The sequence below is a fragment of the Streptomyces sp. NPDC041191 genome (assembly GCF_055591945.1).
Genome location: NZ_JBVIZC010000005.1, coordinates 429170 through 449558, shown reverse-complemented (window position 1 = coordinate 449558; position 20389 = coordinate 429170). Strand labels below are relative to the sequence as shown.

Below are 20389 nucleotides of genomic sequence, written 5' to 3'. Positions count from 1 at the left end.
CCCGCACCGGGAACACGTCGGGACAACGTGCGGGGGATTCCGGACGTTCCCCCTACCACTGTGCCAGCTCCGCGTCGTTTCGGCGCGCCCCGCCGGTCCGCCGCCCTCCACCCGGAAGGGCGAAAAGGATATACCGCGCAAGCCAGGACCGCGACTGCGAGGGCCGTCCCCGGTCGCGTAAGGTCACGCACACCTACTCCCGGCCGACCGTGGTGCATCCGTGATCCGATTCGACAACGTCTCCAAGTCCTATCCGAAGCAGAACCGCCCCGCGCTCCGGGACGTCTCCCTGGAGATCGAGAAGGGGGAGTTCGTCTTCCTCGTCGGTTCCTCGGGCTCCGGAAAGTCGACTTTCCTGCGGCTGCTCCTCCGCGAGGAGCGCGCCAGCCAAGGCCAGGTGCACGTCCTCGGCAAGGACCTGGCCCGGCTGTCCAACTGGAAGGTGCCGCACATGCGACGCCAACTCGGCACCGTCTTCCAGGACTTCCGCCTGCTGCCCAACAAGACCGTGGCCCAGAACGTGGCCTTCGCCCAGGAGGTCATCGGCAAGCCGCGCGGCGAGATCCGCAAGGCCGTCCCGCAGGTGCTCGACCTCGTCGGGCTCGGCGGCAAGGAGGACCGGATGCCGGGCGAGCTCTCCGGCGGTGAGCAGCAACGCGTCGCCATCGCCCGGGCCTTCGTCAACCGGCCCATGCTGCTGATCGCCGACGAGCCCACCGGCAACCTCGATCCGCAGACCTCCGTCGGCATCATGAAGCTGCTCGACCGCATCAACAGGACAGGGACCACCGTCGTCATGGCGACCCACGACCAGAACATCGTCGACCAGATGCGCAAGCGCGTCATCGAGCTCGAGAAGGGCCGCCTCGTCCGCGACCAGGCGCGCGGCGTCTACGGATACCAGCACTGAGCCCGTAGCGAGCAGGAGGAGAAAGCAGACCCATGCGCGCTCAGTTCGTGCTTTCCGAGATCGGCGTCGGTCTCCGGCGCAACCTGACGATGACCTTCGCCGTCATCGTCTCCGTGGCCCTCTCGCTCGCCCTCTTCGGCGGCGCGCTGCTCATGCGTGAGCAGGTCAGCACGATGAAGGACTACTGGTACGACAAGGTCAACGTTTCCATCTTCCTCTGCAACAAGGCCGACGCGGCCACCGCGGGCAAGTGCCCCAAGGGCGCGGTCACCACGCAGCAGAAGGAGCAGATCGAGGCCGACCTGAAGAAGATGGACATCGTCGACTCCGTCCAGCGGGAGACGGCCGACGAGGCGTTCAAGCGCTACAAGGAGCAGTACGGCGACACCGCCATCGCCTCCGTGGTGACGCCGGACCAGATGCAGGAGTCGTTCCGGGTCAAGCTCAAGGACCCGGAGAAGTACAAGGTGGTGGCCACCGCCTTCGCCGGGCGGGACGGCGTCGAGTCGGTCCAGGACCAGCGGAACATCCTGCAGAACCTCTTCGACCTGATGAACGGCATGAACATCGCCGCGCTCGGCGTCATGGGCCTGATGCTGGTCATCGCGCTGATGCTGATCGTCAACACCGTCCGCGTCTCGGCCTTCAGCCGCCGCCGCGAGACCGGGATCATGCGGCTCGTGGGCGCGTCCAGCTTCTACATCCAGATGCCGTTCATCATGGAGGCCGCCTTCGCCGGACTCCTCGGCGGCGGCGTCGCCTGCGTGCTGCTGCTCGTCGGCCGGTACTTCCTGATCGACCACGGCATCGCGCTGGCCGAGAAGATGCAGCTGGTCAACTTCATCGGCTGGGACGCGGTGTTCGCCAAGCTGCCGCTGGTGATCGCCATCGGTCTCCTGATGCCGGCCGTGGCGGCCCTCATCGCGCTGCGCAAGTACCTGAAGGTGTGAGAAAGCACCCGTCGTGACGGATGGCGTCGTACGGCCACGGCCCGTGCGGCGCCATCTCCCTGTCCTACAGTGGACGGCATGCCCGACGGCACCGACCTTCTCTGTCCCCGGCCCCGCGGAGCGTTCCGCGGGGCCGTTCTGACGCTCGTCTTCACCGGCGTCCTCGCCACCGCCGCCGCCACCGGCTCGCTGCCGCGGCAGGAGCCCGCGGGGAAGCGGGCCGAGGCGCTCCCCGGTCCCGGCTCCCGGGCCCCGGGCCGTACGCCCGTCGACGCCGCCGCGCTCGGCCGGGCCGCCGCCGCGGCCATGGCGGACGGGAAGTCGGGCAAGCAGGCCGCCGAGGAGTTCGTCAGCCGCAGCGGCGACCGCTGGGGCGCGGTCTACGACCGGCGGGAGTACGCGGAGTTCGAGCAGGCCCTCGACGGGGCCTACACGGGCGTCGGGCTCTCCGCGGGCCGGGCCGGCGAGGACCGCGTCCGGGTGACCCGGGTCCGGCCGGGCGGCCCCGCCGACCGGGCCGGACTGCGGGCCGGTGACCGGCTGGTCTCCGTCGACGGGCGCCCGGTGGACGGCCTCTCCGTCTCCGAGACCGTCGCCCTGCTGCGCGGCGACGGCGTCCCCGGCTCGCCCGTCGCCCTGGGGGTCGAGCGCGGGCGCGCGGCCTGGACGCTGACCCTGCGCCGGGCCCGGCTCGCGACGGACCCGGTGACCGTCCGCCGCCTCGACGACGGGGCGGTGCTGATCCGGGTCGAGGCGTTCACCAAGGGCGCCGGCACGCGCGTGCGGGAGGCGGTGCGGAAGGCCCCGGCCGGCGCCGGGGTCCTGCTGGACCTGCGGGGCAACTCCGGCGGTCTCGTCACGGAGGCCGCCACCGCCGCCTCCGCCTTCCTGGACGGCGGACTCGTCGCCACCTACGACGTGGCGGGCGAGGAGCGGGCGGTGTACGCGGAGGGCGGCGGCGACACCGGCCGTCCCCTGGTGGCGCTGGTCGACGGGGGCACGATGAGCGCGGCCGAACTGCTCACCGGCGCCCTCAAGGACCGGGGCCGGGCCGTCACGGTCGGCTCCCGCACCTTCGGCAAGGGCGCGGTCCAGATGCCGAGCCCCCTGCCCGACGGATCGGTCGCCGAGCTGACCGTCGGCCACTACCGGACCCCCGCCGGGCACACCGTCGACGGACGCGGCATCACGCCCGACCTGGCGGCGGGGGAGCGGGCCGAGGAGCGGGCGAGAACGGTATTGAGTGGCCTCGGAGGGGCCTCGTAGTGCGAAAATGGCCGCACTATGGCCAAGGGACTCGTGAACGTGCAGGGCAAGCCTGCCAAGAAGAACCAGGACAAGGCGCCGGAGCGCAAGCTCATCGCGCAGAACAAGAAGGCGCGGCACGACTACCACGTCATCGACACCTACGAGTGCGGTGTGGTGCTCATGGGCACCGAGGTGAAGTCGCTGCGCATGGGGCGGGCCTCGCTGGTCGACGGCTTCGTCCAGATCGACAACCACGAGGCGTGGCTGCACAACATCCACGTCCCCGAGTACATGCAGGGCAGCTGGACCAACCACTCCGCCAAGCGGAAGCGGAAGCTGCTCCTCCACCGGGAGGAGATCGACAAGCTGGAGTCGAAGTCGCAGGAGACGGGTCACACGATCGTGCCCCTCGCGCTGTACTTCCTGAACGGCCGGGTCAAGGTCGAGATCGCCCTCGCCAAGGGCAAGAAGGAGTACGACAAGCGCCAGACCCTGCGCGAGAAGCAGGACACGCGCGAGACGAACCGCGCCATCGCGGCGGCCAAGCGGCGCCAGCGCGCGGCGCAGTCCGGCTAGGCCCTCCCTTCCGGAGCGGGCCGGCTCCCGGGAATACGCTGGCGGCGTCCGCCGTTGGTCACGTACGATGGAGCCCGCACACCTCGCAAGGGGTGCGCACCTTGAAAAATCAACATGGGGATGATCGGTTTCGACAGCGGATACCGATGCAGAGGAAGCGTGTCGAGGAAGCGGCAATGATCTCGTAAACCATATGTCGCAACCAATAATCGCCAACTCCAAGAGCGATAACTCCCGCTTCGCCCTCGCTGCCTAATTTTTAGGTAACGAACAGAAGCCTCTGTGAGGAGCGTCAGCCCGGGGATGGTCCCGACCCGGATCCTGGCGTCATTAAGGGATCTAAACCTCCACTCCCGGTCACGGGGGGTGGAGGGAAATCAAACAGTGACTGAGCCCGTCGGAGACTTGTCCGCGTGATCTCCGGGGCCGAGAAACGCGTAGCGGACTGCACACGGAGAAGCTCTGTTTCCGTACCGTTGGACGCGGGTTCGATTCCCGCCATCTCCACCGAGCGTCCGGGGCACCGTCCCCGGACACCTCATCCCATGTGGGCGAAGGCCCGGCGGTCACACGACCGCCGGGCCTTCGTCATGCCTCAATAGTGGTACCTGGCCTGGACGATCTTCACTTCCCCGGCGTCCGCCCGGTAGACGAGACGGTGCTCGTCGTCGATCCGACGGGACCAGTAGCCGGTCAGATCCCCCTTCAGCGGCTCCGGTTTCCCGATCCCCTTGAAGGGGTCCCGCTGGATCTCGCCGATCAGGCGAACGATCCGGCGTGCCGCCCGCCGGTCCGTGTCGATCCAGAACAGGAAGTCCTCCCAGGCCGCCGGATCGAAGTGGACACTTCTCACTCCTCGCCCCCGGCCATCTCCCTCAGGTCGTCGGTGGTCGAGGCGACCGCAGCCCGCCCCTCCCGGTCCCGGGCCACCGCCCCCATGAGCCGTTCGGCGTTCTTGGGGGAACGTAGCAGGTGCACCGTCTCCTGCCACGCGTCGTAGTCGGCGGCGGACATCAGGACGGCGTCACCGCTCCTGGAGGTGATCCGCACCGGGACGTGGTCGTCATTGACGCGTTCGATGAGCGGGAAGAGCGTGGCCCGTGCCTCGCTGGCGCTTATGGACATGACGCGGTCCCCTTCCGGTGGCCTCGTGACGAGAAAACTATACTCCTCACTCGTACCGGATAGTTGTACCAGTCTTTCGTCGGCGGCCGTCGACGCGGAAGGCCGAGACCAGGGCCAGCGCCACGGCCGCCGCCGTGACCGGCAGCAGAAAGCCGAACGCGGGGAACGGGGTGTGGTCGGCGGCCCAGCCGCCGGACGCCGAGCCGGCCGCGATGCCCGCGAGGAGCGCGGTCACGGCCAGGGTCATGCCCTCGTTGAGCCGCGCCGCGGGCGTGAGGCGCTGGAGCAGGCCCATGCCCGTCACCATCGTCGGGGCCGTGGCCATGCCCGCCACGAGCAGGCCGGCGGCCAGGGCGAGCAGCGAGCCGGTGGACGCGGCGAGCAGCGGCAGCGCCATCAGGGCCGTCATCGCGGCCAGGCAGGTGCGCAGCCGTACGGTGCGGCGGGCGCGGCCGTAGAGTAGGCCGGCGGCGCAGGAACCCGCCGCCTGGAGGGCGAGGACCGGACCGGCGACGGGCCCGTCCACGTACGCCAGCGTCACCACCTCCATGGAGCCGAAGACCGCTCCGGTGGCGAGGAAGACCGCGAGCAGCGGCGCCGTGCCGGGGGCACGCAGCGGGGAGCCCGCCGGGGTGCGGGGGGCGACCGGCGGTTCGGTGGAGCGCTGGGCCGCGAAGAGGAGGACCCCGCCGAGGAAGAGGGCGGTGGCGGTGAGCGTCCCCGCCTCGGGGAAGAGCGCGGAGCAGAGGACGGCGGCGAGCACCGGGCCGAGCATGAAGCAGAGTTCGTCGGCGGCCTGCTCGAAGGCGTTGGCGGTGTGCAGCGCGTCCGGGTCGTCCCGCAGGAGGTGGGCCCAGCGGGCCCGGGACATCCCGCCCGTGTTCGGGGCGGTCGCGGTGACGGCGGTCGTCACGAAGAGCGCCCAGACCGGGGCCCGTTCGTGGACGCACAGCGACAGGACCAGATGGCCCAGGGCCGCGTACGCGGCGGCCGGGACCGCGACCCGGGCCTGCCCGTACCGGTCGACCAGCCGGGCGATCAGGGGAGCGGTCACGGAGCCGACGGCCAGGCCGGTGGCGGTGACCGCGCCGGCCAGGGCGTAGGAGCCGTACGCCGCCGCGATCATGATCACGGCGCTGACGCCGAACATGCCCGCGGGCAGCCGGGCGATCAGGCCCCCGGCGGTGAAGGCGCGGGTGCCGGGACGGGCGAAGAGACGGAGGTAGGGGTTGCGGGGGAGGACGTCCGGGCGGCCGCGGTCGCGGCGGGGTCCGTGCGGGCGGTCGTGTCCGTACGGACGGTCGTGGTCGCGGTAGCGGGGGGCGAGGGCCGGGCCCGCCGGGGTGGGGATGAGGTCCGGTTGCGGCATGGGACAAGGCTCGGGTGCGCGGCCCCGGCCGGTCCAACACCTGATCGATGGCCATTCACGCACCTGTGTTGTTGAATGCGGCGTGGCCTCCTCGTACGACATCGACCCCCGCCTCCTGCGCGCCTTCGCCGCCGTCGCCGAGGAGCTGCACTTCACCCGCGCCGCCGCCCGGCTCCACGTCGCCCAGCAGGCCCTCAGCCGGGACGTGCGGCGCCTGGAGCGCGAGCTGGACGCCGAACTCTTCGTACGGACCACCCGGCAGGTCGCCCTCACCCCCGACGGCGAACGGCTCCTGCCGCACGTGCGCCGGGTCCTCGCCGCCCACGACGAGCTGAGGGACGCCTTCCGGGCCGAGTCCCGGCCCCTCCTGGTTGACCTCAACAGCCCCGGCCTCGCCCACGAGCGCGTGCTGCGCCGGGCCCGCGAACTCGCCCCCGACCTCGAACTGATGGCCCGCTACGAGAGCGGGCTCACCGGCGCCGCGCGGGCCGTCGCCGCCGGCCGCCTCGACGCCTCCTTCGGCCGCTACGGAGGGCTCGACGCCGGGCTCAGGGCGGGGCTCGACGCGCAGTTCGTGCGGTACGAGCCGATGGCCGTGGTCCTGCCCGGGGACCATCCGCTCGCCGGACTCCCCGAGGTCCCGCTCGCCGCGCTCGCCGGGGAGCGGATCTACGCCGGCGCCGGGAACGAGCGCACCCCCGAGTGGACCGACCTCGCCGCGCGGCTCTTCGCCGGGCGCGGCATCGGCATCGCCCCGCCCGCGCCGCTCGCCGTCGGCAAGGAGGAGTTCCGCCGGATCATGGCCAAGTACGGGAATCCCGTCCTCGCCGTCGTGGACTTCCCGCCCATGCCCGGCTGCGTCCTGCGTCCCCTCGTGGACCCCGTCCCGCTGTCACCCGTGAGCCTGGTGTGGCGCAAGGGGCTCCGCCATCCCGGCCTGGACGCCCTGCGGACCGCCGCCGCCGAGATCGGCACCCGGGAGGGCTGGCGGGTCCGCCCGCCGGGTGCCTGGCTGCCGGAGGACGAACCGGGCCTGCCCCGGGACTGAGGGGCGCGGACGGCCCCGGCCCGGGACCGAAGGGCGCGGACGGCCCGCCGGCCCGGGACCGGGGGCGCGCCGGCCCGTCCCTCTCAGGGGCCGCGGCCGGCGGGTGAGCGCAAGGTTGCCCCGTCGTCACTCCGCGGCACCGGACCGAAACGCGGCCTCCCTAGCGTCGGTGCCCGGAGGACCGGGGCCGTGGACGCCCTGGGTCCCGACACCCGGAGGTGGGACATGGGCGGCCGGTGGATCGAACGGTGGGAACCGGAGGACGAGACCTTCTGGCGCGAGGAGGGGGAGCGGACCGCGCGGCGGAACCTGGTCTTCTCCGTGTTCTCCGAGCACATCGGCTTCTCGGTCTGGAGCCTGTGGTCGGTCATGGTCCTGTTCATGGGCCCGGAGTACGGGATCGACCCCGCCGGCAAGTTCTTCCTGATCGCGACCGCCACCCTGGTCGGCGCGCTGATCCGGGTCCCGTACGCCTTCGCCGTCGCCCGGTTCGGCGGCCGGAACTGGACCGTCGCCGGCGCCCTGCTGCTCCTGCCGCCGACCGGCCTCGCCCTCGTCGTGACGGAGCCCGGCACGTCGTACGCCACCTTCCTCCTGGTGGCGGCGCTCACCGGCGTCGGCGGTGGCAACTTCGCCTCCTCCATGGCCAACATCAACGCCTTCTTCCCGCTGCGGAAGAAGGGCTGGGCGCTCGGGCTCAACGCGGGCGGCGGCAACCTCGGCGTCCCCGTCGTACAGCTCGTCGGCCTCCTCGTCATCGGGACCGCCGGAGCGGCGCACCCCCGGCTCGTCCTCGGCGTCTACCTGCCCCTGGCCGTGGCCGCCGCCGTCTGCGCCGCGCTCTTCATGGACAACCTCGCCCCCGTCAGGAACGACACCGGCGCCGTGCGGGAGGCCGTGCGGGACCGGCACACCTGGATCCTGGCCCTCCTCTACGTCGGCACCTTCGGCTCCTTCATCGGCTACGGCTTCGCCTTCGGGCTCGTGCTGCAGACCCAGTTCGGCCGCACCCCGCTCCAGGCCGCCTCGCTCACCTTCCTCGGCCCGCTGCTCGGTTCGCTCCTGCGGCCCGTCGGCGGTCTCCTCGCCGACCGGTACGGCGGCGCCCGCATCACCCTGTGGACCTTCGCCGCGATGGCCGCCGCGACCTCCGTGGTGGTCCTCGCCTCCGCGACCGGGTCGCTCGCCGTCTTCCTCACCGGCTTCACCTGCCTCTTCGTCCTCAGCGGCCTCGGCAACGGCTCCACGTACAAGATGATCCCGGCGGTCTTCCTGTCCCAGGGGCGCCGCCGGGGACTCACGGGCGAGGACGCCGAGGCGTACGGGCGGCGGCTCTCCGGCGCCGCCATGGGGATCACCGGGGCGGTCGGCGGGCTCGGCGGACTCGGGATCAACCTCGCCTTCCGCCAGTCCTTCGCGACCGTCGGCACCGGCACCGCCGCGTTCGCCGCCTTCCTCGTCTTCTACGCGGTGTGCATGGGCGTCACCCGGGCGGTATACCTTCGACGCCCGGCGGTCACCGTGCCGGAGACCGCCGCCGCCGCGCACCCGGTTCCCCGGGCCGGTCGCGCGACGGTGTGAACCCGGTGCCCGGCCCGGATCGCCACGGCCGGGAAACCAGGGCCGTAACGGCCGGGAAACCGGGTCCGTAACGGCCAGGAAATACGGACGAACCGCGTCCGTCACGCGCTCCCGTCAGGCTCAGGACCCATGGACGAGCAAGAACACGGCCCCCTCGCCGGGCCCCTCGCGGGCTTCACCGTCGGCGTCACCGCGGCACGGCGCGCGGACGAACTCATCACGCTGCTGCGCCGGCGCGGCGCCACCGTCGTCCACGGCCCCGCCCTGCGGATCGTGCCCCTCGCCGACGACGCCGAACTCCTCGCCGCGACCAGGGAGCTCGTCGCCCGCGCCCCCGACGTCGTGATCGCCACCACGGCGATCGGCTTCCGGGGGTGGATCGAGGCCGCCGAGGGCTGGGGGCACGGGGAGGAACTGCTCGCCGTCCTGCGGGGCGTCGAACTCCTCGCCCGGGGGCCGAAGGTCAAGGGGGCCGTACGGGCCGCCGGGCTCAGCGAGTCCTGGTCGCCGTCCTCGGAGTCCATGGCCGAGGTCCTGGACCGGCTCCTCGCCGAGGGGGTGGCCGGCCGCCGGATCGCGCTCCAGCTGCACGGGGAGCCGCTGCCGGGCTTCGTGGAGGCGCTGACGGCCGGCGGGGCGGAGGTCGTCGGCGTTCCCGTGTACCGCTGGATGCCGCCGGAGGACCCCGCCCCCCTCGACCGGCTGCTCGACGCGGTCCTCGCCGGGAGCCTGGACGCGGTGACCTTCACCAGCGCCCCGGCGGCCGTCTCGCTGCTCGCCCGGGCGGGGGAGCGGGGGGTGCGGGAGGAGGTCGTCGCGGCGCTGCGGCACGGCGTGCTTGCGGTGTGCGTGGGGCCGGTGACCTCGCTGCCGCTGCAGGCGGAGGACATCGCCACGTACCAGCCCGAACGGTTCCGGCTCGGCCCCCTCGTCCAGGTCCTCTGCACCGAACTGCCCGCCCGCGCCCGGGTCCTCCCGGTCGCCGGACACCGCCTGGAGATCCGGGGCCACGCGGCCCTGGTGGACGGGGTCCTGCACCCCGTCCCGCCCGCCGGGATGGCCCTCCTGGGACTCCTCGCCCGTCGCCCCGGCTGGGTCGTTCCCCGCGCCGAACTCCTCCGCGCCCTGCCGGGTGCCGGGCGCGACGAACACGCGGTGGAGACGGCGATGGCCCGCCTCCGGACCTCCCTCGGCGCCCCGAAGCTGATCCAGACCGTGGTCAAGCGCGGCTACCGGCTGGCCCTGGACCCGGCGGCGGAGGACAAGTACGACGGGTAGGGCCGGGACTCCGGGGGCGGGTGCGGACCCGTACGGGCCGTAGGGGTCGTAGGGGGGGCCGTACGACCCCTGCCGGGCCCGGACCGGGCCCGTGCGACCAACTACGGGGCTGTGGGGCCCGTAGGGGCTTGTAGGGGGTGTACAGGCCCCTACGGCCCCTACGGCCCCTACGGCCCCTGGGGGCCCGGCCCCGCCCCCGTTTCCGTCCCCGTACCGCCCGACGGCTCCCGGCCGTCCTCCGTCCACGACCGCAGCTTCTCCGGGTTGCGGACCACCCAGATCCGGGAGACGCGGCCGTCGGCGACGTCGAACGAGGCCACGGTCACGACGGACCCCTCCCGCACGGCCACCAGCCCCGGCGCGCCGTTGACCGACCGTTCCAGGAGCCGGAGCCCCGGGGCCCGGTCGGCGATGCCCACCATGTACCGGGCGATGTCCGCGCCGCCCTCGACCGGGCGGAGGGCGGCGCCGGCCAGACCGCCGCCGTCGGCGGTCATCACGGCGGCCGGGTCGAGGAGGGCGACGAGGGCCGCGATGTCCTTGTTCTCCCACGCCTCCCGCACGCGCCGTACCGCGCCGGCCCGCCCGGCCGCCGCGGGAGCGGTCGCCGCGCCCGCCCGCCGCCGGGCGGAGGACGCCAGCTGCTTGCAGGCCGCAGGGGAGCGGTCGAGGACGCCGGCGATCTCGGCGAAGGGGTAGCGGAAGACGTCGTGCAGGACGAACGCCACCCGCTCGGCGGGCGTCATCGACTCCAGGACCACGAGGAAGGCCATGGACACCGACTCGTCCAGGACCATCTGGTCGGCGGGATCGGGAGGACCGGCGGGGACGGTCCCGCGGCCACGGCCCCACTCGGCGCGGTCGGGCAGCGGTTCGGGCAGCCACGCGCCGACGTAGCGCTCGCGCCGGGCCCGCGCGGAACCGAGCACGTCCAGACAGACGCGGCCGGTCACCGTCGTCAGCCAGGCGCCGGGGGACAGGACCTCCCCCCGCCGGGCCGGCGGCAGCGCGTACCAGCGCGCGTACGCCTCCTGCACGGCGTCCTCGGCCTCGGCCAGCGAACCGAGGAGCCGGTAGGCGACGTTGAGCAGCCGCCGCCGCTCACCGGCCACCACGCCGTCCGTCTCCCCGCTCCCGTCCGTCTCCCCGCTCCCGGCCTCCTCCCCGCTCCCGGCCTCCTCCCCGCTCCCGGTCTCCTCCGTGCCCCAGGCCGGCACAGCGCTCCCGGCCGTCCCCCGGCCCCCGGCCGGCACAGCGCTCCCGGTCTCCTCCGTGCCCCCGGTCGGCACGGCACCCCCGGCCGTCCTCCCGCTCCCGTCCGTCCCCCCGCTCCCGTCCGTCCCCACGCTTCCGTCCGCCCCCTCGCCTTACCTTTCGCGGGCCCGTCTCGTCGGACCCGCGAGACCTTATCGACCCACTGCCCCCGGGCAGAACGGAGGGACCGCCACATGGCCACCCAGACGACGACGAAGACGGCGACGGCGACGGCGACGGCACGGCACGGCTTCTCGTTCCTGCGGTGCTCGATCGCCCTGCAGACCCTGACCATCTTCGTCCAGGCCGTCTCCGCCGGGCTGCTCCTGACCACGTCCTACGGGGAGGCGCTGCACAGCGTGGGAGCCCGCGTGACGTACGGGGCGACGATGCTGTACCTGCTCGCGGCGGTACTGGCGTGGAAGCCGGGCGGCGGCTCCCTCCGGCCCGTCCGGGACGCGTCCGGCTTCCTCCTCCTGGCCTCCGCCCAGGTCGTGCTCGGCATCGCGCACGTGCCGTCGGTCCACCTCCCGCTGGGCGTCCTGATGTTCGGCCTGAGCGTGCTGGCCCTGGCACGCCGCTGAGGCCCGGCCGGGAACACCGGGCCGTGCCCCGCCGCGTCCGTCCGGGGCGGCGGGGCCCGTTACCGTACGCGGATGACCACCGAAGGACCCCGCATCCGGCCCGCCACTCCCGCCGACGCCCCCGCCCTCGCCCGGGCGGTGACGCGGAACCGGGCGTACCTGAAGCCCTGGGAGCCGTACCGGCCCGAGCGGTACTACACGACCGAGGGGCAGGCCGAGCGGATCGCGGACGGCGGGGCGCGGTGGTTCGCCGTCGAGGGCGACGAGATCGTGGGCGTCGCCACGCTCTCCGGGACCGTCCTCGGTCCCCTTTGCAGCGCCTCCCTCGGCTACTGGGTCGATCCGGACCACGCCGGCCGGGGGCTCGCCACCGCCCTCCTGGAGGAGGCGTGCCGGGCCGCCCGCGAGGAGCTGGGGCTGCACCGGGTCGAGGCGTGCACCCTCCTCGGCAACCACGCCTCCCAACGGGTCCTCGCCAAGGGCGGTTTCACCCGCGTCGGCACCGCGCCGCGCTACCTCCACATCGACGGCGAGTGGCGCGACCACCACCTGTTCCAGCGGCTGCTGCACGACGACCCGCCGCCCGGTGTTCCCGTTCCGGGAGATCCGGCCTGACACGGGGTCTCCGGTGGCGTACGCTCGACGGCTGCCCAGTGCACGTGAGAAGGGGGCCCCAGGTGGCCGCGCAGGAAGCCGTGGACACGGTCAGGGACCGTGAGATCGGTGTCGAGCAGGAACATCTTGACCGGGTCTACCGACGGCTGGAGGAGAAGATCCACGAGGCGGAGTTCCTGATGAACGACGCCGCCCAGCGCGGTCAGGTCGGCACGCCGGGCGCCCTCGCGGAGCGCGACGCCCAGGTCTTCCGGGCCGGCATCCACCTCAACCGGCTCAACAACGAGTTCGAGGACTTCCTCTTCGGCAGGATCGACCTGCTGGACGGGAAGGACGGGAAGAAGGGTCCCGACGGGGCCTACACCTCCGTCGAGCCCGCCGACGACGCGGTGCGCCCGGACGGCACCGCCGACATCGGGGAGACCCTCCACATCGGCCGCATCGGGGTCCTGGACTCCGACTACGCGCCGCTCGTCATCGACTGGCGGGCCCCCGCCGCCGCGCCCTTCTACCGCTCCACGCCGGTCGACCCCGGCCGGGTCGTGCGCCGCCGGGTCATCCGCTCCAAGGGCCGCCGGGTCCTCGGCGTCGAGGACGACCTCATGCGCCCCGAGCTGAGGGCCTCCCTCGACGGGCACGAGCTGCCGGTGATCGGCGACGGCGCCCTGATGGCCGCCCTCGGCCAGGCCCGCAGCCACACCATGCGGGACATCGTCGCCTCCATCCAGGCCGAGCAGGACCTCGTCATCCGGGCGCCCGCCGCCTCCGTGACGTACGTGGAGGGCGGCCCCGGCACCGGCAAGACGGCCGTGGCCCTGCACCGGGCCGCGTACCTGCTCTACCAGGACCGGCGGCGGTACGCGGGCGGCATCCTGATCGTCTCCCCGACCCCGCTCCTCGTCTCGTACACCGAGGGCGTCCTGCCGTCCCTCGGCGAGGAGGGGCAGGTCGCGATCCGTGCGGTCGGCTCACTCGCCGACGAAGCCGCCGGCGCCGGGGCCACCGCCTACGACGACCCGGCCGTCGCCCGGATCAAGGGCTCCTCCCGCATGCTCGCGGTGCTCCGCAAGGCCGCCAGGGGCGCCCTGGAGACCCCCGCCCCCAAGGCCCCGCCCGAGCCGGGGGAGGACGCCGGCCGGGCCCCCGCCGGCACCCCGACCCGCCTGCGGGTGGTCGCCTTCGGGCGCCGCCTGGAGCTGGAGGCCGAGGAGCTGCGGCGCATCCGCCACAACGTCCTCGGCGGCACCGCCCCGGTCAACCTGCTCCGCCCGCGCGCCCGCCGGCTGCTCCTCGACGCGCTGTACGCCAAGTCCGGCGCGGCCGGCCGGCACAGCGACCCCGAGCTCGCCGCCGAGCTGCGTTCCTCCTTCGACGAGGACGTCTCCACCGAGGACTCCTTCCTCTCCTTCCTCGCCGCCTGGTGGCCCGAGCTCACCCCCCGGCGGGTCCTGGACGCGATGGCCGACGAGCGGCGGCTCGGCCGCTGGGCCCGCGGCGTCCTCAACCCGGGCGAGGTGCGGCGGCTCGCCCGCTCCCTGCGCCGCCCGGAGCTGTCCGTCCACGACGTGGCCCTCCTGGACGAGCTGAACACCCTGCTCGGCGCCCCGGCCCGGCCGAGGAAGCGCCGGGAGTACGACCCGCTGGACCAGCTCACCGGCCTGGAGGAGCTGATGCCGGTACGGGAGGAGACCCAGCGCGAGCGGGCCGAGCGGCTCGCGGCGGAGCGCACCGAGTACGCCCACGTGATCGTGGACGAGGCGCAGGACCTCACGCCCATGCAGTGGCGGATGGTCGGGCGGCGCGGCCGGCACGCCACCTGGACGGTGGTCGGGGACCCGGCGCAGTCCTCCTGGTCGGACCCGGACGAGGCCGCCGCGGCCCGGGACGAGGCGCTGGGCTCCCGGCCGCGCCGCCGTTTCGAGCTGACCGTGAACTACCGCAACCCGGCGGAGATCGCCGAGCTGGCCGCCCGGGTCCTCGCCCTGGCCATGCCGGGCAAGGAGTCGCCGCGCGCGGTCCGCTCGACGGGGGTCGAACCCCGCTTCGTCGCGGTCCCCGAGGAGGCCGGGACGGCGGATCTGGCCGAAACGGTACGTTTCGAGGCGCGACGGCTGCTCGACCAGGTGGACGGAACGGTCGGCGTCGTCGTGGCCATGAAGCGGCGCCAGGAGGCCGCCCGCTGGCTCGCGGACCTGGGCGACCGGGTGGTGGCGCTCGGTTCCCTGGAGGCGAAGGGCCTGGAGTACGACGCGACGGTCGTCGTCTCGCCGGCGGAGATCGCGGACGAGTCCCCGGCCGGCCTGCGGGTGCTGTACGTGGCGCTGACCCGGGCGACGCAGCAGCTCACGGTGGTCGCGGCGGCCGGCGACCTGCCGGACGCGGCGGGGGTGCCGGACCTGCTGAGGGACTGATCCGGTCCGCCCCGCGGGGCGGTGGCGCCTCCGTCGGGCGGCGCGGCCCCCTGCCCACGACGGGCCGCGCAGGCGATTTCGAGTCAACCTGTGGCGCTGGAATCACTTGCCCGAGTGGTTTGTTAGCCTGGAGGCGACACCGGCCCGATCCAAGCCCCCGGGCCCAACCTTCGTCCCTCAGAGGGACCACTTGCCGCGAGGCGAGCATGGCGGGCCGGTGTCACCCTCAAGCGTGATGGCTTCGTACGCGTCTACGAGGCCGAGGCCCTCGTCACCCCGGTGGCGAGGGCCTCTTCTGTTTCCCGGCCACTTCTCGTATGGTGGAAATTACTTTCCGAAAACAAAATGACCGCATTACCTGCTACTGACAGGTAGGTGCGACCATCGGAGGGCGCCGCCGGGCAACCAGCCGGGGCGGGCGTAGCAATGAAGCTCAGGGAAAGCAGAGGAACTCGGCCATGGCAACGGCGCCCAGCGTCTCGTACTCGATGACGGTCCGGCTGGAGGTTCCCGCGAGCGGGACCGCGGTCTCCCAGCTCACCACGGCGGTGGAGTCGTCCGGCGGTTCCGTCACCGGCCTCGACGTGACCGCCTCCGGCCACGAGAAGCTCCGGATCGACGTCACCATCGCCGCGACCTCCACGGCCCACGCGGACCTGATCGTGGAGCAGCTGCGGGGCATCGAGGGCGTCGTCCTCGGCAAGGTCTCCGACCGCACGTTCCTGATGCACCTCGGCGGCAAGATCGAGATGGCGTCCAAGCACCCCATCCGCAACCGTGACGACCTCTCCATGATCTACACCCCCGGCGTGGCCCGGGTGTGCATGGCGATCGCCGAGAACCCCGAGGACGCCCGCCGCCTCACCATCAAGCGCAACTCCGTCGCGGTCGTGACCGACGGCTCCGCCGTCCTCGGCCTCGGCAACATCGGCCCCATGGCCTCCCTGCCGGTCATGGAGGGCAAGGCCGCCCTCTTCAAGCGCTTCGCCGGCATCGACGCCTGGCCGATCTGCCTCGACACCCAGGACACGGACGAGATCGTCGCGATCGTCAAGGCGATCGCCCCCGGCTTCGCGGGCATCAACCTGGAGGACATCTCCGCGCCGCGCTGCTTCGAGATCGAGGCCCGGCTGCGCGAGGCCCTGGACATCCCCGTCTTCCACGACGACCAGCACGGCACCGCCATCGTCGTCCTCGCCGCCCTCACCAACGCCCTGCGCGTGGTGGGCAAGAGCGCCGGTGACGTCCGGGTCGTCATGTCCGGCGCCGGCGCGGCCGGCACGGCCATCCTGAAGCTCCTCCTGGCGGCGGGCGTCAAGCACGCCGTCGTCGCCGACATCCACGGCGTCGTGCACGCGGGCCGTGAGGACCTGGTCGCGGCCCCGGCCGACTCGCCGCTGCGCTGGATCGCCGACAACACCAACCCCGAGGGCGTCACCGGCACCCTCAAGGAGGCCGTCGTCGGCGCGGACGTCTTCATCGGCGTCTCGGCCCCGGACCTGCTCGGCGCGGAGGACGTCGCCGCCATGGCGGACGGCGCCATCGTGTTCGCGCTCGCGAACCCGGACCCGGAGGTCGACCCGGCCGTCGCCCGGCAGACCGCCGCCGTGGTCGCCACCGGCCGCTCCGACTTCCCCAACCAGATCAACAACGTCCTGGTCTTCCCGGGTGTCTTCCGCGGCCTTCTCGACGCCCAGTCCCGTACGGTCAACACGGAGATGATGCTGGCGGCGGCCGAGGCCCTCGCCGACGTGGTCACCGAGGACGAGCTGAACCCGAACTACATCATCCCGTCGGTCTTCAACGACAAGGTCGCGGGCGCGGTCGCGGGAGCGGTCCGCGCCGCGGCGAAGACGGCGGCGGCGGGCACGGTTCCGGCCGAGCGCTGACGGCGCGTCGCGATTCGCGGTGGCGTAAACCCGCCTTTAGGGTTGCTTTTCGGCTCCGCTCGGTTTCCGCGGGGTCGACAGAACGTCACCACCACGGGTTCCCGGTGTTTTCCGTGCGATCCGAGGGGGTGCCGGATTGGCGTTCCCGCCGCTGGTGGGGGCAGGATGCGTGTTTGGGCGCGAGGGTCTGTCCATGTGACCCGGGTCCGGGGACTGTCCGAGAGCCCTGGCAGCATCGGCTTCGCTGTACCCAATCGCGCGGCTTCCGCCGCGTGGCACGCCTCACAGGCAAGAAGAACACGGGAGTAACAACATGAACCGCAGTGAGCTGGTGGCCGCCCTGGCCGACCGCGCCGAGGTGACCCGCAAGGACGCCGACGCCGTGCTGGCCGCTCTCGCCGAGACCGTCGGTGAGGTCGTCGCCAAGGGCGACGAGAAGGTCACCATCCCCGGCTTCCTGACCTTCGAGCGCACCCACCGTGCCGCTCGCACCGCTCGTAACCCGCAGACCGGCGACCCGATCGACATCCCGGCCGGCTACAGCGTGAAGGTCTCCGCGGGCTCGAAGCTCAAGGAAGCCGCCAAGGGCAAGTAAGGCGGCCTGTAGGCGCTGAAAGGGCGGCCACCCCTCCGGGGGTGGCCGCCCTTTCGTTCGCCCCGGAGCGTCCGGCACCGGCCCCGGGGGCCGCCGGGCCTCCCGCACGGCCCTCCGCGGGTGCGTACGGCCCCGTACGGGCGCACGGGCGCGTACGGCCCCCACACGGGCGCGTACGGCTCCGCAACGGGGGCACGTCGCGGGACGGCTCCGCGCCGGCCGCGGGGCCCGCCGTGCGCGCTCCGGCCCCGTACGGACGAAAGGGCCCGGTCCCGTACGGCTCCACCCGCGTGGAGCCGTACGGGACCGGGCCCGCCGCGGCCGCTAGACCAGCGCGCCGCCCGGCAGCTCGACCTTGGCGCCCAGCTCGATCAGCTTCTCCATGAAGTTCTCGTAGCCGCGGTTGATCAGCTCGATGCCGTGGACCCGCGAGGTGCCCTGGGCCGCGAGCGCCGCGATCAGGTACGAGAAGCCGCCGCGCAGGTCGGGGATGACCAGGTCGGCGCCCTGGAGCCGGGTCGGGCCCGACACGACCGCCGAGTGCAGGAAGTTCCGCTGGCCGAAGCGGCAGTCGGAGCCGCCCAGGCACTCGCGGTACAGCTGGATGTGCGCACCCATCTGGTTGAGCGCGGAGGTGAAGCCCAGCCGCGACTCGTACACCGTCTCGTGCACGATGGAGAGGCCGGACGCCTGCGTCAGGGCCACGACCAGCGGCTGCTGCCAGTCGGTCTGGAAGCCGGGGTGCACGTCCGTCTCCAGGGCGATCGCGTTGAGCGAGCCGCCCGGGTGCCAGAAGCGGATGCCGTCGTCGTCGATCTCGAAGGCGCCGCCGACCTTCCGGTACGTGTTGAGGAAGGTCATCATCGAGCGCTGCTGGGCGCCGCGCACGTAGATGTTGCCCCCGGTGGCCAGCGCCGCCGACGCCCAGGAGGCCGCCTCCAGGCGGTCCGGGAGCGCCCGGTGGGTGTAGCCGTCGAGCCGGTCGACACCGGTGATCCGGATCGTCCGGTCGGTGTCCATGGAGATGATCGCGCCCATCTTCTGCAGGACGCAGATCAGGTCCTCGATCTCGGGCTCCACCGCCGCGTTCGACAGCTCGGTGACGCCCTCCGCGAGCACCGCCGTGAGCAGCACCTGCTCGGTCGAGCCGACCGAGGGGTACGGCAGGCGGATCTTGCAGCCGCGCAGGCGCTGCGGGGCCTCCAGGTACTGCCCGTCCGCCCGCTTCTCGATGGTGGCGCCGAACTGCCGCAGCACGTCGAAGTGGAAGTCGATGGGCCGTCCGCCGATGTCGCAGCCGCCCAGGCCCGGGATGAAGGCGTGGCCGAGGCGGTGCAGCAGCGGGCCGCAGAAGAGGATCGGGATGCGGGACGAGCCGGCGTGGGCGTCGATGTCGGCGACGTTCGCGGACTCGACGTGCGTCGGGTCGAGGACGAGCTCGCCGGGCTCCTCGCCCGGGCGGACCGTCACGCCGTGGAGCTGGAGCAGGCCGCGGACCACCCGGACGTCACGGATGTCGGGCACGTTGCGCAGGCGGCTGGGGCCGCTGCCGAGCAGGGCGGCGACCATCGCCTTGGGCACGAGGTTCTTCGCGCCGCGGACGCGGATCTCGCCCTCCAGCGGGGTGCCGCCGTGGACAAGCAGTACGTCATGGCTGTCTGTGCCGGTCATGAATCTCGCGTTCCGAAAGTGGGTCCGACGGGTGGCCAGTGAAAAGAGTAAGGGGCCGTGGGACCCCTTTCGGGTGGGTCGGGGGGCCTGTCAGACGTAATGAATTCGGCACAACACCCTCTGTTGGCGCGATCTTGCGGAGTGTCACCGTCCGGTTCTCCCGGCGGCCCCGTCCGCCCGTCCGCTCCCCTCCCCTCTGAACTGCGGCGGGTTCCCGTCTTCCCGCGTTCCCGCGTCCGACGCGCCCCGCGCGCGCCGAAGATGCGGGATCATGGGTCGCATGACCGAGGTGTCCTCGCTCACAGGACGGCTGCTCGTGGCCACCCCCGCCCTCGCGGACCCGAACTTCGACCGCGCGGTGGTCCTGTTGCTCGACCACGACGACGAGGGTTCGCTCGGCGTGGTCCTCAACCGGCCGACGCCGGTGACCGTCGGCGACGTCCTCGCCCCCTGGGCGGACCTCGCGGGCGAGCCGGGCGTCGTCTTCCAGGGCGGCCCCGTCTCCCTCGACGCGGCCCTCGGCATCGCCGTGATCCCCGGCGGCGAGGGTCCGCTCGGCTGGCGGCGGGTGCACGGGGCGATCGGCCTCGTCGACCTGGAGACCCCGCCCGAGCTGCTCGGACCGGCGCTCGGCGCGCTGCGGATCTTCGCCGGGTACGCGGGCTGGGGCCCCGGCCAGCTGGAGTCCGAGGTGGGCGAAGGAGCCTGGTACGTGGTCGAGTCGGAGCCCGGCGACGTCTCCTCCCCGGAGCCCGGGACGCTCTGGCGGCAGGTGCTGCGGCGGCAGCGCGGCGACCTCGCGATGGTCGCGACGTATCCGGACGATCCGTCACTCAACTGAGGCGACGGGCCTCCAGGGGCGGGGAGGGTCCACGGGCCGCCCCCGGAGGGGCACCGGTTCCCGTGTCCGCGTGGGTACCCTTGGGTCCCATGAGCACTCTCGAGCCCGAGCGCGGGGCAGGTACGGGGACCCTCGTCGAGCCGACGCCGCAGGTGTCCCACGGTGACGGCGACCACGAGCGCTACGCCCATTACGTCCAGAAGGACAAGATCATGGCGAGCGCGCTCGACGGCACGCCCGTCGTGGCGCTGTGCGGAAAGGTCTGGGTGCCGGGGCGCGACCCCAAGAAGTACCCGGTCTGTCCGATGTGCAAGGAGATCTACGAATCCATGGGCGCCGGCGGCGACAAGGACAAGGGCGGCAAGGGCGGCAAGGACACGTAGGACGGGTCCCGGCGCCCGGGAGACCCGGTGACGGCCCCCGTCGTGCGCGCTTCGGCGCGTG

The 20389-nt window shown here is 73.0% G+C and carries 19 protein-coding genes and 1 other RNA gene; 15 read left to right on the top strand and 5 right to left on the bottom strand.

The window, feature by feature from the left end; all coding sequences use genetic code 11:
* Positions 1-220 precede the first annotated feature (220 nt).
* The 5 genes from ftsE to ssrA all read left to right on the top strand — a co-directional run bounded on the left by ftsE (position 221) and on the right by ssrA (position 4194).
* Positions 221-910: a cell division ATP-binding protein FtsE gene (gene ftsE, locus ACZ6AQ_RS13220; protein ID WP_053648390.1), complete on the top strand. Its 690-nt coding sequence runs from the start codon at positions 221-223 to the stop codon at positions 908-910.
* A gap of 32 nt (positions 911-942) precedes the next feature.
* Positions 943-1860 (top strand): permease-like cell division protein FtsX, encoded by a 918-nt coding sequence (ftsX, locus tag ACZ6AQ_RS13215; protein ID WP_468759760.1) that lies wholly within the window; start codon positions 943-945, stop codon positions 1858-1860.
* A 78-nt stretch (positions 1861-1938) separates the two neighbouring features.
* The gene (locus tag ACZ6AQ_RS13210; RefSeq protein ID WP_468759759.1) at positions 1939-3126 is read left to right on the top strand and encodes a S41 family peptidase; all 1188 of its coding nucleotides are present in this window, start codon (positions 1939-1941) and stop codon (positions 3124-3126) included.
* Between the two features lie 18 nt (positions 3127-3144).
* On the top strand, positions 3145-3684 hold the full coding sequence (smpB, locus tag ACZ6AQ_RS13205) for an SsrA-binding protein SmpB (RefSeq protein ID WP_468759757.1): 540 nt from the start codon (positions 3145-3147) through the stop codon (positions 3682-3684).
* Between the two features lie 116 nt (positions 3685-3800).
* Positions 3801-4194: a transfer-messenger RNA gene (gene ssrA / locus ACZ6AQ_RS13200) on the top strand.
* Between the two features lie 85 nt (positions 4195-4279).
* Here the strand turns inward: ssrA and ACZ6AQ_RS13195 are convergent.
* The 3 genes from ACZ6AQ_RS13195 to ACZ6AQ_RS13185 are packed head-to-tail and all read right to left on the bottom strand — an operon-like array spanning position 4280 to position 6178.
* Positions 4280-4537 (bottom strand): Txe/YoeB family addiction module toxin, encoded by a 258-nt coding sequence (locus ACZ6AQ_RS13195; RefSeq protein WP_468759755.1) that lies wholly within the window; start codon positions 4535-4537, stop codon positions 4280-4282.
* Entirely contained in the window at positions 4534-4809 is a 276-nt protein-coding gene (locus ACZ6AQ_RS13190; protein WP_468759753.1) for a type II toxin-antitoxin system Phd/YefM family antitoxin, read from the bottom strand. The genes ACZ6AQ_RS13195 and ACZ6AQ_RS13190 overlap by 4 nt, the downstream gene beginning before the upstream one ends.
* A gap of 46 nt (positions 4810-4855) precedes the next feature.
* Complete coding sequence (locus ACZ6AQ_RS13185; RefSeq protein WP_468759751.1) at positions 4856-6178, bottom strand: MFS transporter; 1323 nt, start codon at positions 6176-6178, stop codon at positions 4856-4858.
* 82 nt (positions 6179-6260) lie between these two features.
* On the opposite strand from ACZ6AQ_RS13185, the gene ACZ6AQ_RS13180 reads away from it, so the two are divergent.
* The 3 genes from ACZ6AQ_RS13180 (at position 6261) to ACZ6AQ_RS13170 (ending at position 10085) form a co-directional block, all read left to right on the top strand.
* Complete coding sequence (locus ACZ6AQ_RS13180; protein WP_468759750.1) at positions 6261-7226, top strand: LysR family transcriptional regulator; 966 nt, start codon at positions 6261-6263, stop codon at positions 7224-7226.
* Between the two features lie 225 nt (positions 7227-7451).
* The gene (locus ACZ6AQ_RS13175; RefSeq protein WP_468759839.1) at positions 7452-8807 is read left to right on the top strand and encodes a nitrate/nitrite transporter; all 1356 of its coding nucleotides are present in this window, start codon (positions 7452-7454) and stop codon (positions 8805-8807) included.
* A gap of 129 nt (positions 8808-8936) precedes the next feature.
* A complete protein-coding gene (locus ACZ6AQ_RS13170; RefSeq protein ID WP_468759748.1) occupies positions 8937-10085 on the top strand; it encodes a uroporphyrinogen-III synthase in 1149 nt (382 codons plus the stop codon).
* Between the two features lie 167 nt (positions 10086-10252).
* Here ACZ6AQ_RS13170 and sigJ read toward each other — a convergent pair whose 3' ends face one another.
* Complete coding sequence (sigJ, locus tag ACZ6AQ_RS13165) at positions 10253-11200, bottom strand: RNA polymerase sigma factor SigJ (RefSeq protein WP_468759838.1); 948 nt, start codon at positions 11198-11200, stop codon at positions 10253-10255.
* Positions 11201-11533: 333 nt separating this feature from the next.
* Here sigJ and ACZ6AQ_RS13160 point away from each other — a divergent pair, with 333 nt between their 5' ends.
* The 5 genes from ACZ6AQ_RS13160 to ACZ6AQ_RS13140 all read left to right on the top strand — a co-directional run bounded on the left by ACZ6AQ_RS13160 (position 11534) and on the right by ACZ6AQ_RS13140 (position 17433).
* A complete protein-coding gene (locus ACZ6AQ_RS13160; protein ID WP_468759747.1) occupies positions 11534-11923 on the top strand; it encodes a hypothetical protein in 390 nt (129 codons plus the stop codon).
* A gap of 72 nt (positions 11924-11995) precedes the next feature.
* Complete coding sequence (locus ACZ6AQ_RS13155; protein WP_468759745.1) at positions 11996-12538, top strand: GNAT family N-acetyltransferase; 543 nt, start codon at positions 11996-11998, stop codon at positions 12536-12538.
* A 62-nt stretch (positions 12539-12600) separates the two neighbouring features.
* Positions 12601-14949 carry a HelD family protein gene (locus tag ACZ6AQ_RS13150; protein WP_468759743.1) on the top strand — a complete coding sequence of 783 codons (2349 nt, stop codon included), beginning with the start codon at positions 12601-12603 and terminating at the stop codon, positions 14947-14949.
* 458 nt (positions 14950-15407) lie between these two features.
* The gene (locus ACZ6AQ_RS13145; RefSeq protein WP_468759741.1) at positions 15408-16838 is read left to right on the top strand and encodes an NAD-dependent malic enzyme; all 1431 of its coding nucleotides are present in this window, start codon (positions 15408-15410) and stop codon (positions 16836-16838) included.
* Positions 16839-17151: 313 nt separating this feature from the next.
* Entirely contained in the window at positions 17152-17433 is a 282-nt protein-coding gene (locus ACZ6AQ_RS13140) for an HU family DNA-binding protein (RefSeq protein WP_015033921.1), read from the top strand.
* Positions 17434-17757: 324 nt separating this feature from the next.
* Here ACZ6AQ_RS13140 and murA read toward each other — a convergent pair whose 3' ends face one another.
* Complete coding sequence (murA, locus tag ACZ6AQ_RS13135; RefSeq protein ID WP_468759739.1) at positions 17758-19104, bottom strand: UDP-N-acetylglucosamine 1-carboxyvinyltransferase; 1347 nt, start codon at positions 19102-19104, stop codon at positions 17758-17760.
* Positions 19105-19384: 280 nt separating this feature from the next.
* Between murA and ACZ6AQ_RS13130 the strand changes: the two genes are divergently transcribed.
* The gene (locus ACZ6AQ_RS13130; protein ID WP_468759738.1) at positions 19385-19945 is read left to right on the top strand and encodes a YqgE/AlgH family protein; all 561 of its coding nucleotides are present in this window, start codon (positions 19385-19387) and stop codon (positions 19943-19945) included.
* Between the two features lie 89 nt (positions 19946-20034).
* The gene (locus ACZ6AQ_RS13125; protein ID WP_468759736.1) at positions 20035-20328 is read left to right on the top strand and encodes a DUF3039 domain-containing protein; all 294 of its coding nucleotides are present in this window, start codon (positions 20035-20037) and stop codon (positions 20326-20328) included.
* Positions 20329-20389 lie beyond the last annotated feature (61 nt).